Origin of the sequence: Halobacillus sp. Marseille-Q1614 (assembly GCF_902809865.1) — a bacterium.
Taxonomy (GTDB): Bacteria; Bacillota; Bacilli; order Bacillales; family Halobacillaceae; genus Halobacillus_A.
In genome coordinates this window covers 2,648,231-2,667,400 of the sequence record NZ_CADDWH010000001.1, presented here as the reverse complement: position 1 = coordinate 2,667,400, position 19,170 = coordinate 2,648,231, and the positions used below count along the sequence as shown (strand labels likewise).

Annotated in this window: 15 protein-coding genes and 1 riboswitch; of the genes, 10 read left to right on the top strand and 5 right to left on the bottom strand. The window is 43.6% G+C overall.

Features of this window, described 5'->3' with window-relative positions; all coding sequences use genetic code 11:
• The first annotated feature begins 22 nt into the window (after window positions 1-22).
• A complete protein-coding gene (locus tag HUS26_RS13290; RefSeq protein ID WP_173917616.1) occupies window positions 23-1,126 on the top strand; it encodes an NADH:flavin oxidoreductase in 1,104 nt (367 codons plus the stop codon).
• Between the two features lie 37 nt (window positions 1,127-1,163).
• On the opposite strand, the gene HUS26_RS13285 is transcribed toward HUS26_RS13290, so the two are convergent.
• The gene (locus tag HUS26_RS13285) at window positions 1,164-1,592 is read right to left on the bottom strand and encodes a hypothetical protein (protein ID WP_173917615.1); all 429 of its coding nucleotides are present in this window, start codon (window positions 1,590-1,592) and stop codon (window positions 1,164-1,166) included.
• 464 nt (window positions 1,593-2,056) lie between these two features.
• Between HUS26_RS13285 and HUS26_RS13280 the strand changes: the two genes are divergently transcribed.
• Window positions 2,057-2,614 (top strand): CotY/CotZ family spore coat protein, encoded by a 558-nt coding sequence (locus HUS26_RS13280; RefSeq protein WP_173917614.1) that lies wholly within the window; start codon window positions 2,057-2,059, stop codon window positions 2,612-2,614.
• A 348-nt stretch (window positions 2,615-2,962) separates the two neighbouring features.
• On the opposite strand, the gene HUS26_RS13275 is transcribed toward HUS26_RS13280, so the two are convergent.
• Window positions 2,963-4,321, bottom strand: coding sequence for an APC family permease (locus tag HUS26_RS13275; protein ID WP_173917613.1), 1,359 nt, complete (start codon window positions 4,319-4,321; stop codon window positions 2,963-2,965).
• A gap of 345 nt (window positions 4,322-4,666) precedes the next feature.
• A riboswitch (guanidine-I (ykkC/yxkD leader) is annotated at window positions 4,667-4,782 on the top strand.
• A gap of 57 nt (window positions 4,783-4,839) precedes the next feature.
• Between HUS26_RS13275 and HUS26_RS13270 the strand changes: the two genes are divergently transcribed.
• The 4 genes from HUS26_RS13270 (at window position 4,840) to atzF (ending at window position 11,694) form a co-directional block, all read left to right on the top strand.
• Entirely contained in the window at window positions 4,840-5,559 is a 720-nt protein-coding gene (locus HUS26_RS13270; protein ID WP_173917612.1) for an urea amidolyase associated protein UAAP1, read from the top strand.
• 21 nt (window positions 5,560-5,580) lie between these two features.
• The gene (locus HUS26_RS13265; protein WP_173917611.1) at window positions 5,581-6,231 is read left to right on the top strand and encodes an urea amidolyase associated protein UAAP2; all 651 of its coding nucleotides are present in this window, start codon (window positions 5,581-5,583) and stop codon (window positions 6,229-6,231) included.
• Window positions 6,232-6,295: 64 nt separating this feature from the next.
• Window positions 6,296-9,928 (top strand): urea carboxylase, encoded by a 3,633-nt coding sequence (gene uca / locus HUS26_RS13260; RefSeq protein ID WP_173917610.1) that lies wholly within the window; start codon window positions 6,296-6,298, stop codon window positions 9,926-9,928.
• A complete protein-coding gene (atzF, locus tag HUS26_RS13255; RefSeq protein ID WP_173917609.1) occupies window positions 9,925-11,694 on the top strand; it encodes an allophanate hydrolase in 1,770 nt (589 codons plus the stop codon). The genes uca and atzF overlap by 4 nt, the downstream gene beginning before the upstream one ends.
• 243 nt (window positions 11,695-11,937) lie before the next feature.
• Here atzF and HUS26_RS13250 read toward each other — a convergent pair whose 3' ends face one another.
• Together HUS26_RS13250 and HUS26_RS13245 are read right to left on the bottom strand one after the other, a co-directional pair.
• The gene (locus tag HUS26_RS13250; RefSeq protein ID WP_371809590.1) at window positions 11,938-12,942 is read right to left on the bottom strand and encodes a metallophosphoesterase; all 1,005 of its coding nucleotides are present in this window, start codon (window positions 12,940-12,942) and stop codon (window positions 11,938-11,940) included.
• Window positions 12,943-13,102: 160 nt separating this feature from the next.
• A complete protein-coding gene (locus HUS26_RS13245; protein WP_173917607.1) occupies window positions 13,103-13,846 on the bottom strand; it encodes a LysM domain-containing protein in 744 nt (247 codons plus the stop codon).
• Window positions 13,847-14,008: 162 nt separating this feature from the next.
• Between HUS26_RS13245 and HUS26_RS13240 the strand changes: the two genes are divergently transcribed.
• Genes HUS26_RS13240 through HUS26_RS13230 form a run of 3 tightly spaced genes read left to right on the top strand, consistent with a single transcriptional unit; the run spans window position 14,009 to window position 17,155 of the window.
• Window positions 14,009-15,418, top strand: a complete 1,410-nt coding sequence (locus HUS26_RS13240; RefSeq protein WP_173917606.1) for a hypothetical protein — start codon at window positions 14,009-14,011, stop codon at window positions 15,416-15,418.
• A 47-nt stretch (window positions 15,419-15,465) separates the two neighbouring features.
• A complete protein-coding gene (locus HUS26_RS13235) occupies window positions 15,466-16,089 on the top strand; it encodes an SGNH/GDSL hydrolase family protein (protein WP_371809635.1) in 624 nt (207 codons plus the stop codon).
• Between the two features lie 10 nt (window positions 16,090-16,099).
• Window positions 16,100-17,155 (top strand): tartrate dehydrogenase, encoded by a 1,056-nt coding sequence (locus HUS26_RS13230; protein ID WP_173917604.1) that lies wholly within the window; start codon window positions 16,100-16,102, stop codon window positions 17,153-17,155.
• Between the two features lie 159 nt (window positions 17,156-17,314).
• Here the strand turns inward: HUS26_RS13230 and HUS26_RS13225 are convergent, their stop codons facing one another.
• The gene (locus HUS26_RS13225; RefSeq protein WP_173917603.1) at window positions 17,315-17,956 is read right to left on the bottom strand and encodes a general stress protein; all 642 of its coding nucleotides are present in this window, start codon (window positions 17,954-17,956) and stop codon (window positions 17,315-17,317) included.
• A 182-nt stretch (window positions 17,957-18,138) separates the two neighbouring features.
• On the opposite strand from HUS26_RS13225, the gene HUS26_RS13220 reads away from it, so the two are divergent.
• Entirely contained in the window at window positions 18,139-19,146 is a 1,008-nt protein-coding gene (locus HUS26_RS13220; protein ID WP_173917602.1) for a LacI family DNA-binding transcriptional regulator, read from the top strand.
• The last annotated feature ends 24 nt before the right edge of the window (window positions 19,147-19,170 follow it).

Sequence of the window (19,170 nt, the reverse complement as noted above, 5' to 3'; positions counted from 1 at the left end):
CTAAGAAAGAGGAGGACCTATATTGAGTAATACACAAACTTCGACTAAATCTTTGTTTAAAACATTTAATAGCGAAAAATTAAGTTTATCTAATAGAACCGTAATGGCGCCGATGACGCGGGGATTTTCACCAAATGGTGTGCCTGGAGAAGACGTAGCGGCCTATTACCGCCGCCGTGCCGAAAACGGAGTAGGTTTAATTGTTACCGAAGGAACGGGCATTAACCACCCAAGCTCAGTGTCAGGTGACAGCATACCACTTTTTCATGGCGAAGATGCTTTAAACGGCTGGGCGAATGTTGTAAAAGAAGTGCATGATGCCGGCGGTAAAATTGTGCCCCAGCTCTGGCATGTGGGAATGACCCGCAAAAAGGGAGACCTTCCAAATGAAGAAGCCTTGCCTGTCGGTCCGTCTGGGTTAAGCCTAGGCGGCAAAGATATAAATGAACCATTGACTGAAGAAGAAGTTGTCGGTCTGGTGGATGCTTACGCACAGGCAGCAGCTGATGCTAAACACCTGGGTTTTGACGGAATAGAGCTCCACGGAGCGCATGGCTATCTCATTGATCAATTTTTCTGGGAGCAGACCAATAAGCGCACGGACCGTTATGGAGGAGATCTCGTCGGCAGAACACAGTTTGCTGTTGAGGTGATTGAAGCGTGCCGCCGTGAAGTCGGACCTGATTTCCCAATTATCTTTCGCTTCTCTCAATGGAAGATGAACGATTATAACGCTAAATTGACAAAAACGCCGGAAGAGCTCGAGCAATTCCTTCAGCCGTTTGTTGAGGCGGGCGTCGATATTTTTCACTGTTCCCCCCGCCGTTTCTGGGAGCCGGAGTTTGAGGGCTCTGATCTGAACCTGGCTGGATGGACGAAGAAGCTGACTGGAAAACCTGTCATTTCAGTAGGTTCTGTTGGTCTTAATGGAGAATTCACAAGCTTCAGCGGTGCTGAGACCACAAGCCTTGATGGACTTATTGAAAAGCTGGATAACGAGGAGTTTGACCTCGTCGCGATCGGCCGCTCATTATTGATGGATCCTGAGTGGGTTAGAAAAGTGCGTGAAGGCCGTGAAAACGACTTGCTGCCTTTTGATAAAGAATCACTTAAGAAATTGTATTAATAGAAAAAAAGGATTCCGCAATTTAGCGGGATCCCTTTTATAATCCTTTTATCAGCATCTTATCCTGTTCGCGTACTCGATCATATAAATCCAGTAGATCCTCAGGCACTAACGTTCTCCCGTATTCCCAGGCGTTATCTTCAATTTTAGATTTAAGTGCTTCTACTTCTTTGTCTTCTCCATACATAAGCGTCCTTAAGTCATGGCTGTGTTTCCTAAACGTTAAAAAATAGCCAATTTCATGATAAACCATTATTTTGACGAAGTTCTCTTTCGCTTCTTTTATTTTAATTTTACTCATATACCCGTTCACTTCGAGATAATTAAAAGTGATCGTATTGTAGGAAACGTTAAAACTCATGGGTGCAGGGAGTTTGTTATTGGCTTCATACTTTATATACTTTATTAAGTTGTGCTTTTCCAATGTATCTTGAATGATTTTCTCTATATGCCATATGTATAGCATCCTAATCACTGTCCTTTCAAGTGCTTATATTCTTCAGTATAAGATAATTTTCAGCTTGTTCAATCAATATCTTATATTTTTTGCATAAATTAGGTAATTAAAATTGTTTTCCCGTAAATTCTCTATGTAAAACTCTAACTAAAATAACAACAGCGTAGGGGCATTTACTCTGTTGTTATTCTTCTCCCGGTCGTGCAATAAATAATTAAGCTGTTGTAATAAAAAGTGAACAGTACCTTTCCAATTATTAGTGAAGAAAGTTGTGCAAGGCTTATCTTCCTAAACTTTCTTGTTATATAATATTACAAATATGAGAAAGTGGATGGACATATAGCTATATAAAAAAGTGGAAAAGCAAGGATACTTGCCTAATTTTTATAACAAATAGTCAGTTGTATGACCATTACCCAACCTTATTCATACATTATTAAGTAACGAATTTATGAATAAGGAGACATTTAATAATGGGCTGTGGAAAAGGAAAAGATTTTGACGCATGTGTTTGTGAAACAGTTCGAAAGATTGTGCGAGCTCAAGATGAAGCAGCTGATATGGATGGCTGTAATTCAAGCTGTAAAAATTCTCTCAGAGAATTGCTTTCCCCAACGGGTAATGGAAATGGTCCGACAACCATTCCATTCGCGCTTTATTGTAAAGGTGATTGTGAGCCGTTTATTGGAAGTGGGATTTTCAAGTCTCCTGTTGGCGGATCAGGTATGACCGCTTTACGATGTGTAGAAACTCCTATCTTCCGTGCGAAAAAATTCGTGGATGAAGATGAGTGCTGTGTCCAGCTAGAGTTACTGCTTCCGGTAACTATGGGGGGATCCACTCCTGGGCCAAGTGGCAAGGGAAATAAAATATGCGATTTCTTCCCGGGAAATAGTATCAGAAATCTCCAAGCAACAGGCATTTGTCTTACTGTAGATTTGGCGTGCTTCTGCGGCATCCTATGTCTTGACCCTGTGACGCCTTTACCTGTATCTGAATTTAACATGAATGATTTGAAAAATGAGGAGTAAGGGTTAAGAAGATTATATATTCATTTAAAAAACCAGCGGACAAAAAGTTCTCTGGTTTTTTAATGTGAAAATACCGAAGGCAAGCTAAAACTCTCCTATAAAGGCAAAATTCCCTAAAAAAGGATTTTAATTTCCCAGGAAATATTCATTTCTACAATTTCCGATCTGTGGGAACGATTATCTTTTTTGAAAGCCGTATTATTAAAAAAATGTAACGTATCTCCTTCATTGGAGTCATCTCGGTCGAGTTTACACTCTTTTCATGAAGACTTTAACCAAAAAGAGGCCAAGCCATGTTCAGTTAGAACAAAAGCTTGGCCTTTTAAGATTGGTGAAGAAGGACTTTTTTTAAATCGCCTGGTTCTGTTCGGAAACAGTCTTTTCCTTCGTGCTTCTCGGCAGCGGCAGTTTAAATCCATTCGTTAAGTAGATTAAATAAATCGATCCGGCAGCCATCCACAATAATCCACCCATAATGGTTGGGATATCAAGTAATGCCAGAAGCCAGGCGATAAAGGCAGCGCCAATTACAGGACAGAGAAGGTTCGTTATGACATGAGAGAATCTGGGCTTTTCTTTGTTTTTTAAGAAGAGGCTGATGACACAGACGTTTACGAAGAAAAAGGCGCTTAGAGCTCCGAAGTTCACGAATCGAATCGCATCATCAATACTGATAAAGATAGCCAGCAAAGATATAACAGAGGCAATGATGATATTGATTACAGGTGTTTTAAACTTAGGATGGATATAGCCAAAAAAATTTTTGGGTAGAATGGAATCTCGTCCCATCACATATAACAGTCTGGATACACTGGTCACTGATGCCAGTCCCTGGGTAAAGATGGCAGCAATCAGGACAGTTATGAATATAGACCGCAGCAAGCTTCCTCCTACGATACTGACGAGTTCAAGTGCGGCGGAATCAGGATTGGTGAAAGTGAAACCAGGATGCGATAGCTGTATAAAATAAGAAGTACCAACATGCAGAACGCCGACAATAGCAATCATGATAAAGATGGCTTTCGGGATAGTTTTCTTTGGGTTTATGGTTTCTTCTGATAAGGTGGTCATCGTATCAAAGCCTAAGAAGGAGAAAACGACAATAGAGGCACCTGCCAGGGCAACAGAAAGAGATAAGTCTACATTTATAAAAGGCTCAGTGGATACTAGGCTTCCAGGCCCGCCGTCTCCTAAAAGTCCATAGATCAAATAGGCGCAGAACACCACCATAAAGATGATTTGCAGGATCACGAATAGTCGGCTGATATTGGCGGAGGAACTTACACCGCGAATAGCGATGACAGCCAGCAAAGTAATTAATCCAATAATCCATACATAGGCAGGAACAGCTGGGAACTCAGCGTTTAGGAATATACCGAATGTAATAGCAGCAATAATTGGCGCAAATAGATAGTTTAATAATAATACCCACCCCACAAGAAAGCCGGCATTAGGGTGAATGGCTTTTTTAGCGAAGGTATAGGCAGATCCGGCGATCGGAATTTTCTTTGCCATTATGGCATAGCTTGCTCCTGTAAACAGGACAGCTAAAACAGCTATGAAGTAGGCTGCCGTTAGAAAGCCGTTGGATCCTTCAAAGGCGACACCGAAAACAGAGAAGTAAATCATTGGAGTGTTCCAGGCAAGACCTAAGAAAATCACCTGCCATAATGTTAATGTTCTTTTTAATTTTGGTTGTTCACTCATAAGGAACCCCTTCCACTTTTTTGTTAATACCCGTCGACGGATGAATAAAAGTAATTTGTTAATTTAAGCTTGTGTCTAATTCTTCATTGGAAAAATTAAAAATACAACAAATGTGTAAGGTTTTCTTACATGGTTTTTGAATTGACTTTTTCAAACATTGTCCTTCCCTTATAAATAAAGGGGTCATTCAAAAAGAAAATCGAGCATTGGTTTTTGAACACGAAACAGAGTTATGGATAAAAAACAATGTCAGATAATCTGACAGGTTTGTTGCGGGGGAGCTGGATTAATAGCTATAATGCCAATTACATTCAAAATTTAATAAAGGTTCTCGGATTCGAGGACAAAAAAGCTTTCTAGGGTTCCGTTGATAGAAGTATCAAGTCAGGTCCGAGAGAGAGCGGTATAGGTTAAGGTTCATCATTAATCTATATACACGGAGGGACAAAAGCCTGGGAGATTCTAAATCTCCCAGGCTTTTATTTTTTATTAGAAAACATTCTTAAGGAGGAATCATGATGGGAAACGTTTGGACTCGCACATTTCGTGCAGGAGCAAAGTGGTCGGGCAGCATATCGAAAGGAAAGCAGATTAAAGTCACAGCTCTGGAAGAGGGGGCAAATCTTTCTTGTCTATTCTTTAATGCAGGGAATAGAAGTGAAAGGTACAACATGCCGGATACATTAAAAGCTCAGCATACTTCTCATTTGACGAAAGGAAATATTTTAATGAGTGATAATGGCCAGGCTATGGTAAGCATTTTGGAGGATGATCTTGGCTGGCATGATCCAATCGGTGGTTATACGACAAGGCAGCTGACCGATGATAAGTACGGTAAAACAACTTATCAGCAAAATCAAAATGAATGGTATCGAAGCGGTCAGGAAAATTTTGCGATGGAATTGGTGAGAAATGGACTGGAGAGCCGGGATATGGGGCCTGTCCTTAACTTATTTTCAAAGATTGTTGTGGATGAGAGTGGAGATATGAACTTTGTAGAAGGACACAGTAAGAAAGGGGACAGTGTCATTCTTCGAACAGAGATGGATATACTGCTGCTGCTTTCCAATACACCAAACCCTCATAATCCAAGCCTGGCTTTTCCAAATGCATCTGTAAAAGTTGAAGTACTGCCTGCCGCTCCAGTCAAAGACGACGATTATTGTGTGAATTACCATCCTGAAAACAGACGAGCATTTGAAAATACTTGGAATTACTATTCATTGGTCAGCCAATAAAAATTAAAGGAGGAGTAAATCATGAGTGTGATAACAAAAAAAGTAAGTTCCAGAAAAGTAGAGAATGCAGTGTATGATCATTCGCTTCCTGCAGGAGACGGGTGGATGTACGAATTGCTTCCCGGACAGGTGCTTCGAATAGTAGATGAAGAGGGAAACCAGGCGGCCGATACGTTGTTTTATGATGCAGAAAAGCCTGAAGATCATTACAGTGCCCTGACAACAATAGCTGGTCAAAAAAATGTCTACTTGACGACAGGTTCAATCCTCAGAGCAGAGTCAGGGAAGGAGCTTTTAGAAATCGTTGCGGATACCGTTGGACGTCACGACACGCTTGGTGGCGCCTGCTCGGCTCAAAGCAATACGGTCAGATACGCCCATGACCGACTGCATATGCATAATTGCCGCGATAACTTTATGAACCAGCTCGCGAAGCATGGGGAGAATTATACAAAAAGAGATCTAGCCCCTAATATCAATTTCTTTATGAATGTACCTCTTACACCAGAAGGAGGATTATCCTTTGCAGACGGAATTTCAGGCCCGGGGCATTATGTCGAAATGAAAGCGAGATGCCGCACTAAAGTGTTAATCAGCAACTGCCCGCAATTGAATAATCCGTGCAGCGGTTTTAACCCAACACCTATCAGACTCTTAATATGGGACCAATAGCTCTATTTTTTTAAATATAAAGATCAGAATATTCCGATTATAAAAAGGAGAGGGAAACAACTTTATGTTTACAAAAGTATTGATTGCGAATCGCGGCGCCATTGCAGTAAGGATTGAACGAACATTAAAAAAACTTGGGATTGCCTCTGTGGCTGTTTATACGAAAGCGGACCAGGACAGTCTCCATGTCGATTATGCGGATGAAGCGGTACTTATTGGAGAGGGACCGGCAAAGGATAGTTATTTAAATGCAGACCTTATTCTTCAGACAGCTATTGATACCGGCGCACAGGCCATTCATCCCGGTTACGGTTTCCTTAGTGAAAACGCCGACTTCGTTAGAGCTTGTGAAGAGAAAGGCATCACCTTTATTGGTCCTACCCCGGATCAGATGGAAATCTTCGGTTTAAAACATACAGCAAGGGAGATGGCGGAGCGAGCCGAGGTTCCATTACTGCCAGGAACCGATTTAATAGAAGAGATCGCAGAAGCTGTGGTTGAGGGGGAAGCGATCGGCTACCCCGTCATTTTAAAGAGTACAGCTGGCGGCGGTGGTATTGGTATGCGGGTCTGTGCCGATGAAGATGCACTGCGTACGGCCTTTGAAAGCGTCCGCCACCTTGCTGAATCAAATTTTAACAATGGCGGCGTGTTTTTAGAAAAATATATTCCTAAAGCTCGGCATGTGGAGGTTCAAATATTTGGAAACAGCAGGGGTGAGGTCGTATCTCTCGGTGAGCGCGATTGCTCGCTTCAGAGACGGAACCAGAAAGTGATTGAAGAGAGCCCGGCTCCTGCTTTGTCTGAATTCGTACGACAAAGTATGGCAGAGGCAGCTGAACGTCTTGCTAAAGAAGCGGGCTACCGCAGTGCAGGAACAGTAGAATTTTTGTTTGACCCAAAGAGCGAAGAATTCTATTTTTTAGAGGTTAATACGAGGCTGCAAGTAGAGCACGGTGTAACCGAGGAAGTATTAGGCGTAGATTTAGTGGAGTGGATGGTGAAGGAAGCGGCTGATCAACTCTATGGTCTTGAAGAAAAGGTTCCAACAATGAAAGGTCACAGTATCCAGGCACGCGTGTATGCGGAAGATTACCTTCATAATTTCCGGCCGAGTGCAGGGTATCTGGACCAGGCGCAATTCTCTGAAAAAGCCAGAAATGAAACATGGGTGAGAGACGGGATCACGATTACCGCCTTATACGATCCGATGCTTGCTAAGGTTATTGTCCATGGCAGGAACCGTACCGAAGCTATTCATAAGCTGATTCAGGCCCTTTCAGAAACTAAGATGTACGGGGTCACGACCAACCTCTCTTATCTTCAAGAGCTGCTTCTAGAAGATAGCTTTCAAAGTGGACAGGTTTTTACTCAATTGCTCAACGACTTCCAACCAGCGGAAAATGCGATTGAAGTTTTAGATGGCGGTATTCAAGCGACTGTTCAAGACTACCCCGGGAGAACCGGCCACTGGGACGTAGGAGTTCCGCCTTGTGGGGCGATGGATCCTTACTCCTTCCGAATCGGGAATGAACTGCTTGGCAATGAGCGAGAGGCACCCGGGCTTGAGCTGACCCTTCAAGGAGGATCGTATAGTTTTCGTAATGATATGTGGTTCTGCCTGACAGGGGCGGACATGGAAGCAGAGCTGGACGGTCAGGCTGTTCCGATGTACGAGCCTGTATTTGCTAACCAAGGCCAGGTTTTAACCTTCCGTGAAGCAAAAGAAGGAATGCGGACCTATTTCTTAGTTGAAGGCGGCTTGGACATGCCTAAAATCCTAGGTAGTTCCTCAACCTTCACATTAGGCGGATTCGGGGGTCATGGTGGAAGAGCACTCCGCCCGGGAGACGTACTAGGTGTGAAAAAAGGAAATGTACCCGGAAGCATACAAGGGTTAGCAGAGGAAGACCAGCCGGCTATTACGAAAACGTGGACCATTGGCGTTATTCCAGGACCACATTGTACAGAAGAGTATTTGGATGAAAACTATCTCAAGCAGCTGACCGAAACCGAGTGGGAAGTTCATTTTAATAGTTCCAGGACTGGAGTTCGACTGAAGGGTCCAGCCCCCGACTGGACACGTGAAGATGGGGGAGAAGCAGGGCTTCATCCCTCGAACATTCATGATAACGCGTATGCGATCGGAACCCTCGATTTAACTGGGGATATGCCAATATTGTTAGGCCCGGACGGCCCGAGCCTGGGCGGTTTTGTCTGTCCTGTGACTACCGCATCAGCGGAGTTCTGGAAGATCGGACAGCTGCACCCGGGGGATAAGATCCGCTTTCAGTTGCTTACACTCGAAGAAGCCAATGGCTTGCGACAGGTGCAAGAAGAAAAGATTGAAAAAATCGGCCAGGGAGCGCGAAAAAATCTTCCGCAAATTCATCTTCCTGTCCCAAATTCCGATCTGGATTCCAGTTATCCGATCTTTGCCTATGTGGATACAGACCGCAGATATCCGATTACGATCCGCTGCAGCGGCGATGAATACCTGCTGGTGGAATATGGGGAAATGAAGCTTGATCTGCTTCTAAGGTTCCAGGTACAAGTTTTAATGGAACAATTAAAAGAAACAGAATGTCTCCCAGCGATCGAAATGACTCCTGGCGTACGTTCCTTACAGATCCACATTGACCCGCTGCAAATGACGATAAAGGAGGCCTGTGAAAAAGTACTTGAAGTGGATAGTCAGCTGCCTCCGCTTGAATCAATTGAGGTGCCGTCCAGAATTGTCCGGCTGCCGCTTTCCTGGAATGATCCATCCACTCAGCTGGCCACCGAACGTTATCAAAATAATGTTCGTCCCGATGCCCCGTGGTGTCCGGATAATCTGGAATTTATCCGGCGTATCAACGGTTTGGACAGCATCGAGGATGTAAAGAGGATTGTCTTTGATGCTAATTACCTGGTGCTTGGACTCGGCGATGTATATTTAGGAGCCCCGCTGGCGACTCCTACCGATCCCCGCCACCGTCTAGTTACGACAAAATATAACCCAGCGAGAACATGGACACCGGAAAACGCGGTAGGTATCGGTGGATCGTACATGTGTGTGTACGGGATGGAAGGCCCTGGCGGTTACCAGTTTGTCGGTCGTACGATTCAGGTTTGGAACCGCCTGCGTTCTACAGAGAGCTTTGAACAAGGAAAACCGTGGCTTCTTAGATTCTTTGATCAGATTCAATTCTATCCGGTGGAACCAGATAAACTGCTGGAAATGAGAGAGGACTTTTTACGAGGAAGGTTTGAGGCAGATATAACAGAAACAACCTTCAAGCTTGGAGAATATCTTCAATTCCAGGAATCTATTAAAGAAAGCGCCGCTTCATTCAAAGAACATCAGCAGGCTTCCTTCAGGGCGGAAAGAGAAAGGTGGAAGGAAGCGGGGATTGCCGAGCATGTGTCTGAAATGGATAATGAGGAAGCTGTACCTGAAGGAGAAATCCCGGCCGGAGAAACGGCTGCCCGCTCACAAATGCCAGGGAGTGTCTGGAAGGTTCTCGTATCTTCTGGTGAATACGTGAAAAAAGGGGACACTCTTATAATAGAAGAGAGTATGAAAATGGAGTTCCCTCAGCAAGCCCCTTGCGATGGGTATATTACTTCTATTTATGTAGAGCCGGGAGAAGAAGTGCAGGCCGGGCAATTGATTGCTTCAATTAAAGAAGAAAGCGTGGTGGCGGCTAAGTGAGTAAACTTCCAGCACATTTAACGATTGACTGGCTCCAGCAGCAATACAAGGATGGCCTTATAAGCCCGAAACAGGTCATAGAAGAAATCATTTTACGGGCAGAGAAGAATCAGTTTATGAATATATGGATAACGCCGCCTGATCTATCTTGGCTCCAGCCGTATCTCGATAATTTAGAAACTATAAACAAGACCGATGCTCCGCTCTGGGGCATCCCCTTTGCGGTTAAAGACAATATCAATCTCGCAGGCATCCCTACAACGGCGGGATGTGCTGATTATTCGTACACACCAGGTGAGCATGCGAAGGTAGTCAGTCGATTGATTGATGCTGGGGCGATCCCTGTTGGAAAAACCAATTTAGATCAATTTGCTACGGGACTAGTGGGAACACGAAGTCCTTATGGAGAAACCCATAATGCCATTAAAGAAGAACTCATCAGTGGAGGATCCAGTTCGGGTTCCGCCGTAGCCGTGGCAAGAGGACAGGCTGCTTTTTCTCTTGGGACGGATACGGCAGGGTCAGGGCGTGTACCTGCTGCCTTAAACAATCTGATTGGTTTTAAGCCCAGCCTTGGTGCCTGGTCTAAAGAAGGAGTAGTGCCGGCCTGTGAAAGTATCGACTGCGTCACAGTATTTGCTCATACATTGGATGAGGCTATAAAAGTAGATGAACACGCCCGAGGGGAAGAATCAACAGACCCATGGTCGAAGAAATTGCCAAAGCTAGTTCCCGAACATCCAGAAAAAATTTGTTTGCCTGAAGAAACGCCTGAATTTTATGGCCCTTATGCCAAGGAATATCAAAAGGCCTGGGAGGCAGCAGCAGCTAAGGTGAAAGAACAAGGGGTGCCGGTCGTCTATGTGAATACAGATTTATTCGCGGAAGCAGCAAAAGTTTTATATGGCGGCCCCTGGATAGCGGAACGATGGGCAGCTTTGGGTGACTTTATCGATTCAAAGCCCTGCACAGCGGTTCCTGTAACTGAAGAAGTGCTACGTTCCGGTTCCCCGGAGAATTATGACGCCGCATCCTTATTTCAAGCGATCCACAAACTGCAAGCTTTAAAGAGAGACGTAAAGAATTTATTAAAAGACGCTGCCCTCGTCATGCCTACTTGTGGAGGGACATGGACAAGGGAGGAAGTCAGCCAAGACCCTGTCGCAACCAACAGCAAAATGGGTCTCTATACGAATCATTGCAATTTACTCGATCTGTCAGCTGTAGCTGTTCCTGCAGGAGATGCGGCTCCCCAAGTTCCTTTTGGGATCACTATTTTCAGCCTGGCCGAACAAGAAGGCTTAGCAGCTGGTACTGCCGATCTTTGGATGACTCGCTCAAAAGAAGTCGAGAGGACCAAGCGGCATAAAGTAAAAAAAGAAACGACAGATTTAGTCGTATGCGGCCTCCATATGAGAGGATATCCCTTAGAAAAACAAATGCGTGAATGTGGGGCAGAATTTGTAAGAGAAACGTTAACAGCTCCCAAATACCAGTTAATAAAACTTCCGGGCCATCCCGCCAAACCAGGTATGATTAAGCAAAACAAAGGAGGAGCAGCTATTAGTGTTGAAGTATGGGAAATGCCTGTAGAATCTCTTGGATGCTTCACAGCTTCGATACCTTCTCCTTTAGGAATTGGGAAAGTAGAGCTTGAGGATGGATCTGAAGTACCAGGGTTTATTTGTGAAGGATATGCTGGTTCAGGAGCGGAAGATATTTCTGCTCTGGGCGGATGGAGGCAGGTGGCTGCTGTAAGGAATTAAAGATATATACCGGAAAACTAAAATAACAACAGTGTAAAAAAACGCTGTTGTTATTTTTCTTCTATAAAAAGTCAATCGAGGTTTACGAGTGCAAGTGGGCAAAGAGGAAAATCTTCGGGAAATGTGATTGAAAATTTAATGAAGAAACACAAAAAAATTGTAAGGTAGAAAAAATATAGGATAAATTTATTAAAAAATATGTTTCCTTGCAGATCATCTGCAGGGGATTTTTAGTTATACATTCTATCCCAATTCATCCGGCAGCTCGATAACGAGTTCCCCTTTTCCCGGGTTCGATTTAGCCTCATCGTAATTATAAGAGTTTAAATAAGGTGAGTATGTTTTGACATAAATTTTATTTTCGTTTGAGTTCACGTTTAGAAGGCGCATGTAGCCTTGTCCGCCTTCGGGTTCGCTCTGGTAATTAGCGACCATTTGATACACTTTGCGGTCTGGCGTGCCATCGTCGTCATCGTCTATTTCGTCGATCAGTGTTTCACTGCCGTAGTAGTGTCCATTTAAGGTGGCGACGACATTTTCATTAGGCTCGACAACTTCTTCAAAGATTTCCTCACCGATTGGGCTGCGTTTTCCAGAAACTAGTAAATAATCGTGGAAGCTTAGGAAAGCAATGCGGTCGGAATGCTCCGCGAGGACTTTATTTACCCAGTCGATTTCCTTCTGAGAGATCCCCCATCCCATGTAAATCATGATGAATTCTTCTCCATTTTCACTGACCAGGTCATAGTGTCCGCGGTTATCCTTGTATGAACCGCCGTAAGTCTTTTGTTTCTCAAATCGTTTCTGTCCAAAATATTTGGAAAACTGTTTGTAGCTGTTGTTATTTTTTAAATCGATGTCATGGTTTCCTGCAAGGACTCCATAAGGCACCTCGGCTTTTTCAAGCACCTTCATATATTCATCGGCATATTGCCATTGCTCCTCATTGTCCCATTTATTTACGATATCGCCGGTATGAAAGACATAGGGAATGTTTAGATAGGCTTGATTGGTGGCAATCCAGTCGACCATTTGCTTGTAAATGTGCGGGTAGCTTTTTGAATAATATTGGGTGTCAGACATCCAGACGAGCGTGTAATCATAAGGCGAGTCTTTTCTGATTTCAGCGTTAGCGGCAGTCGAAGGAGGAGGGGAGTCTTCTGAAGCGGTGGTTACTTGTGTAACGATAATCATTAAAATCATTGAGCACATGGCTGCGACTATAAACTTTCTGAATTTCAGCTCCATTGCCATCCCCCTTTTGAAAAATGTTGAAAATCATACGATCCCGTCGATTTAAATTTAGTGTATCTTGGCAGGGAATTTATTATGCAGAGCACGTGCGCAATGGTTATTGGTAAATAACAGAAATGATAAACAAAAAAGCCAACCCGTGGAGGTTTGGCTTTTAAAATACGTTTGGAAATTGCTTCACGATGGTATCTGAAATCATGTCGCCCATCATTAACGCCTGCTCTTCAATTTCATCATAGATCTCAATATCCTTTTGATACTCTTTGTTTATCATTAATACGGCTTCTGTTTTGGTTAGTTCTAAGTGGGTGGAGAACATTTGTTTAAATTCTTTTTCTGACAGAAAAGGATTGATCTCACTTAAAAAGGCAGAAACCTCATCAGCATTGGCATACCATTTCGTTTCCGCTTCTGAGGCTGCCTGCTGATCACCTGCAAGGGCTGCTTTGACAAAATCTGCAGCGATAAGTAAGTGTTCCTTGATTAACTCTGCAAAACGGTCACCTAGCTGATTTCCATATAGCGGCTTAAGTAAATCACCCATGTCTGTGGCATTTCTCAGAAGTCGGGTAAGCACTTCGTTCACATCTGGCAAATTAAAGATGAGACTGATAATGGCCATTCTTGTCCATGCTACATGTTCTTCCCATAAACTGCGCATGTTACTTTTTAATTCCAATTCTGCTGGACTAATGCATTCAGCGTTCCTTGAGTGCATAAACGCTGGTTGCACTATTGGAATGAAAATATTCTGCCCTATAAAAAGGTGGTATGGATTCACACCTGGGTTCATGGCGAGCAAATTGTGGATGGGAACATTAAACTTTTCTGCCAGACGCCAAAAATTATCGCCGGGTTTAATGGAGTATCCCTGCACACTTTGTGACTGATGATTCATAAGAAGCTTCATCCCTTCGAACACGATATACTCCAGGATATTCGAAGTTCTTTTAGTGAGTGATTATCACAGAAAGAAGGATGTTTCTGCGGTCTAAATCATTAGACTCCAAATCCAGCCAGGCATATAATGGAATTATTCAATGTAGTCAGGAGTTTTAAGATGAACAAAGCTTCCATCTATTCATACGCTGTTATCATTAACTTATATATCGCATTATTTTACGCCACGCGTTTTTTTGAAAATGATAAGATGTTAACATCCCTTTCGATTTTAGGAGTCTTATCGCTTGCTTTTTCTTTCTTCTATTTAACGGGAAGAAAGCGGGTGCTGCCGTTTTTCCTAGTCTCGTTTGCCTTTTTTATACTGATCATGTCTGACGCTTCTATAACAGAAGGTCTTTTGGAAGGTTTCAGGCAGATGACCAGCTTAATTGCAATTTTATTAATTGTACCGATCATCAGCTGGATTCTTAATGAGGAGCCTTACATAGAAAAAATCATGTCACTGGCGGGTAACTTTTTAAACACGAGCCGGAAGTTTTACTTTGGAATTATGATGATTACACAGGTTCTCTCGTTCTTTCTTTTATTTGGTTCAATTCAGACGGTGTATCATTTCATCCAGGGAATCTTAGGCAATCGAAAAGGAGAGGCCTGGGAAAATTTTAAAGGAACGGCGCTGCTCCGTGCTTTCTCACTGTGCACGCTGTGGGTCATCAGCATTCCAAGTTTTGTGTTTATCGTAAATTTTTTAGATGCTTCTTTATGGATGTCGATGGTGCAGGGAGCCTTTATTTCGTTTGGGGCCGTAGTGCTTGCAGTAGCTTTTTCTTATTTTGAAGAGAAACACTATAAGATTGATATCACTTCGGCTCTTCAAGAAGAGATTAAAAAAGCAATTGGTTCACAGGAAAGAGGGAAGTTAAGCCGGGAAGTGCTCGAGTTCATCACATTATTTGTGCTGATTTTTGGTACAATCTTTTTCCTCCACGGGGTATTTGGGCTTGAGATTCTCGTTATCATCCCGCCGGTCATCTTAAGCTATACACTTCTTTATTTCTTTAGTAAACGCCGCTTTACAAGCTTGAAAAAGAATATCTCGTTTTATTTTACGGGCTACTTGCAAGGAAAGGCGCAGCAATTCAGTATTCTGCTTTCCGTAGGTCTGGTGATTGTCGCTTTGAATATATCCGGATGGGGAAAGGCGCTCATTGACGGCATTTTACTGGTCGAGCAGAGCATTCCTTTTTTGGATTTATTAAGTATTTTGCCGTTTGTTCCGATGGTCCTCAGCTTTTTTGGAATCGGACCGCTTCCGGTACTGGTTCTTGTGGGAGGGGTACTTCAAAACGTGTCACTGCCGTATCCGCCGGAGCTGTTAGTGTTGTCGATCACTTCTGGAAGTGTTGTTTCAGCGCTGCTTTCACCATTTATTCTTCCAGCGATTGTGTTAAGCAGCGAAAACGGTTTAAGCATTTTTAAAAATGGTTTTCAATTTAACATCTTATATGCGGTGGCTTTTTACCTGTTCGTCCAGACGTATCTGCAGGTAGTGACGTTCCTGGTGTGAGTTTGTTTTTCAGAATTCTTATGGTTGCTATAGAAAGGGGGTGAGTGATCGTGAGCAAAATTATTTTAATTGGTGACAGCATTACGGATTCTCATCGGGGTACGGACTCGGAGGATTTAGGCGATGGCTATGTACGTCTGTTGAGAGATTACTACATCACTTTTTTTCCGGAAAAGGAACTGGACTTCGTGAATAAAGGGGTTTCTGCAAATCGAATTACGGATCTCAAACAGAGGTGGCAGCGTGATGTGATTGATGTGAAGCCGGACTGGGTGTCAATCTCTATAGGGATCAATGACGTATGGCGGCAGCTCGATAATCCTGAGATCAACCAGGTGGATCCGGATCAATTTTTATCGATTTATAAAAAGTTACTGAAGCAGGTCGCCGATGAAACGGACAGCCAGATTATTTTAATGCAGCCGACTGTTATTGAGGAGGATGCTGATTCTAAAGGGAATCAGCTGTTAAAAGACTATGTTGAAATCGTCGATAAGCTCGCCAAAGATTATCAGGCGATTTTGGTCCCGACTCACGAAGCATTTATCACCCAGATAGAGAAAAATTCTTCGGTCCCGTTAACGACAGATGGCGTTCACATGACGTCTACAGGGAATATGCTGATGGCAAGAACGTGGATCGAAGCTGTTAAGGAAGCTATTACTCATTAAGGAGGAACCTATGAGAAATTATAATATTGCGGTTATACCTGGCGATGGAATAGGGAAAGAAGTTGTACCCGTAACCTTGGATGTTTTGAACCATGCAGCGGAAGTTTTTGACGATGTGTCGTTTAATTTTACAGAGTTTCCGTGGGGCTGTGATTACTATTTAGAACATGGAAAAATGATGGCCGATGATGGAATCGAACAGCTTGAAAAGTTTGACGCGATTTTACTGGGAGCTGTCGGTGATCCAGAGCGGGTGCCGGACCACATTTCCTTATGGGGATTATTGATTAAAATCCGCCGCGAGATGGATCAATCACTCAATATTCGGCCTGCGAAGCACTTCAAAGGACTGGAATCCCCTTTGGCGAATCCTGGAGATTTTGACATCATGGTCGTGCGTGAAAACAGTGAAGGTGAATATAGTGAAGTCGGAGGCCGCATACATAGAGGTCAGGACGAAATGGCCATTCAAAACGCTGTCTTTACCCGAAAAGCTTCAGAGCGCGCGATTCGTTACGGGTTCAAGCTGGCATCTGAGCGAAGAGGGAAGCTGACGAGCGCGACAAAATCCAATGGCATTGTCCACTCGATGCCGTTTTGGGATGAGATTTTTGCCGAAATCAGTGATGAGTTCCCGGATGTGATGGCGAATAAACATCATATTGATGCTTTAGCCGCATTCTTCGTATCAAAACCTCAGGAATTCGATGTGATTGTCGCCAGTAATTTGTTCGGAGACATTTTAACAGATATCGGCGGGGCGATCATGGGCAGCATCGGAATCGCGCCCGCGGCAAACTTAAACATGACAGGGGAGCATCCATCGATGTTCGAGCCCGTCCATGGGTCTGCGCCTGATATTTATGGCAAAGGAATCGCGAACCCGATCGGACAGATCTGGACAGCTAAAATGATGCTCGATCATCTTGGTGAATCGAAGATGGCCGAAAGCATTCTCGCGGCTGTTGAAGAAACGACAGCGGCCGGAGTAAAAACAGGCGACATTGGCGGTCATGCAACGACAGTTGAGGTTGCGAATGAGGTTTGTAAACATATAAAGAGGTAATATAGGGGAAGCAATTCTGCTGGGGCAGAATTGCTTTTTTATTTGGTTGGAGACAGAGTGGATCGCGAAATACTGACGTGGTGCAGGAGAATACGAGCTAAATAATGATTCAGACCACATAAGAACGCACGGAATCCTCCGTGCGTTCTCAAGTAAAAATTAACGGACACTACGCCTGCTTCGTCTTTCGCCGACGCCTTCATTATTTGAAACCCTGGGTTTGGTTTCCGTATGATCGTGGGTGGAGACGTGGCTTTCTTTCCTTCTTGGATACATCGAATTATTCTCTGTTTTGTTTGATAAGAAAGTTTGATAGATCGTGTTTTCGTGTTTCTCATCAGCTTCGACCATCACGATGATTTTCCCGGCTCTTAAGTGCTCCTCATACTGTTTCGCTTCTTCTTCCGGCATGCCGGCTCCAACAAGCGCACCCACAATACCGCCGCCACCGGCTCCAAGACCGAGTCCGGAAAGAGCGGCAACGATTGGGCCGGCTGCTGCGATTTGACCGATCCCGGGAATAGCCAGAATTCCAAGCCCTACGATTAAGCCCGTCAGTCCGCCAAGAATACCGCCTGAAGCTGCTCCAATACCTGCCCCTTTCCCAACTTTTTCTCCTCGTTTTCCTTTATTGGTCGATACATGAAGATCTGTTTCATCTTCAAGGACGTTTACTTTATTTCTATCCCTGGCAAACACTGAAATATCCTGAGGACCGTAGCCGTGCCCTTGTAAATCTTTAATCGCTCGTTCGGTATCGCCTACTTGAGAAAATACGGCTCCCATGATTCTTTTATCCATATGTCTTCCTCCTCCATTAGTTATGCTGATATAATTACATACCCGTTAATGGAAGATATATTCCTTGATTGCTTTATATAAACAGCAGGTTTAGAAGTTTTAAAAGAATTGACAGGGGCACCCCCTTATCGTACGATACACCCAAAGAGAAAACGTTTACTCGTTAAGAGGGGGAAAGGGTCATGAACCCAACCATTAAGGATGTAGCTAGACATGCCAATGTTTCGATTGCTACTGTTTCAAGAATTTTAAATAGTACGTCTGCTGGTTATTCAGAGAAGACAAAAAAGCTCGTGATGGAGGCTGTTGAGGAATTAGGATACAAGCCCAATGCTGTAGCCAGGGGACTGAAAAATACAAAAACGCAAACCATTGGGGTGCTTTTCCCTGATATTTCCGGGATGGTCTCTTCTGAGCTATTACATGGAATTGAAAAAGTTGCTCACAGCTTGGGACACAGTGTAATTGTATGTAATACAGCTTCACAAGGGGAAAAAACACTCGATTACTTAAAGCTGTTAAGTGAAAAAAGAGTCGAAGGGATTTTGTTTGCCAGTGAAGAAATAACGGATGAGTATTATGAAGCCATCAAAGAGATGAATGTTCCAGCAGTTTTGGTTTCTACCAAGTCTCACAAACATCCGCTTCCTTATGTAAAGGTCGATGATCGTGATGCTTCATATGCGGCTGCTTCTTATTTGATTAATAAAGGACATGAGAAGATAGGTATGATCAGCGGAATTAAAGAAGACCCAATCGCCGGCTCTCCGCGGATTGATGGGTTTAAAGCAGCGATGAGAGATCAGCTGGGAAATGAATCCCCTATTGTGGTTTCAGCACAGGGTTTTTCTTATGAAGACGGACTTACGATGTTTGAAAAGTTAATGGAAGCAGCTCCTGAAACGACAGCTATTTTTGCAGCCAGTGATGAAATGGCGATTGGAGCAATGGCTTCAGCCTATCGAATGAATATTAAAGTACCTGAAGACATTTCCGTTATCGGCTATGATAATTTAAAGATTTCCGAAATGGCCATACCTCCCCTCACTACCTTATCCCAGCCGCTGAGGGAAATGGGGGAAACGGCAGCTGAATTATTGTTTGAAGCTTTAAAAACAGGCGGTACGACGCAAAGCATTATTATGCCCCATCAAATCATCGAACGTGAATCCGTAAAAGTTTTGCAGTAAGCAACTCTTCTACGGGTTATTTTT

What these genes read in the sequence shown, in the direction of transcription:
- HUS26_RS13285 (WP_173917615.1), bottom strand. Translation starts at nt 1,592, where the DNA reads ATGCTATACATATGGCATATAGAGAAAATCATTCAAGATACATTGGAA.
- HUS26_RS13280 (WP_173917614.1), top strand. Translation starts at nt 2,057, where the DNA reads ATGGGCTGTGGAAAAGGAAAAGATTTTGACGCATGTGTTTGTGAAACA.
- HUS26_RS13275 (WP_173917613.1), bottom strand. Translation starts at nt 4,321, where the DNA reads ATGAGTGAACAACCAAAATTAAAAAGAACATTAACATTATGGCAGGTG.
- HUS26_RS13270 (WP_173917612.1), top strand. Translation starts at nt 4,840, where the DNA reads ATGGGAAACGTTTGGACTCGCACATTTCGTGCAGGAGCAAAGTGGTCG.
- HUS26_RS13265 (WP_173917611.1), top strand. Translation starts at nt 5,581, where the DNA reads ATGAGTGTGATAACAAAAAAAGTAAGTTCCAGAAAAGTAGAGAATGCA.
- uca (WP_173917610.1), top strand. Translation starts at nt 6,296, where the DNA reads ATGTTTACAAAAGTATTGATTGCGAATCGCGGCGCCATTGCAGTAAGG.
- HUS26_RS13250 (WP_371809590.1), bottom strand. Translation starts at nt 12,942, where the DNA reads ATGGAGCTGAAATTCAGAAAGTTTATAGTCGCAGCCATGTGCTCAATG.
- HUS26_RS13245 (WP_173917607.1), bottom strand. Translation starts at nt 13,846, where the DNA reads ATGAATCATCAGTCACAAAGTGTGCAGGGATACTCCATTAAACCCGGC.
- HUS26_RS13240 (WP_173917606.1), top strand. Translation starts at nt 14,009, where the DNA reads ATGAACAAAGCTTCCATCTATTCATACGCTGTTATCATTAACTTATAT.
- HUS26_RS13230 (WP_173917604.1), top strand. Translation starts at nt 16,100, where the DNA reads ATGAGAAATTATAATATTGCGGTTATACCTGGCGATGGAATAGGGAAA.
- HUS26_RS13225 (WP_173917603.1), bottom strand. Translation starts at nt 17,956, where the DNA reads ATGGATAAAAGAATCATGGGAGCCGTATTTTCTCAAGTAGGCGATACC.
- HUS26_RS13220 (WP_173917602.1), top strand. Translation starts at nt 18,139, where the DNA reads ATGAACCCAACCATTAAGGATGTAGCTAGACATGCCAATGTTTCGATT.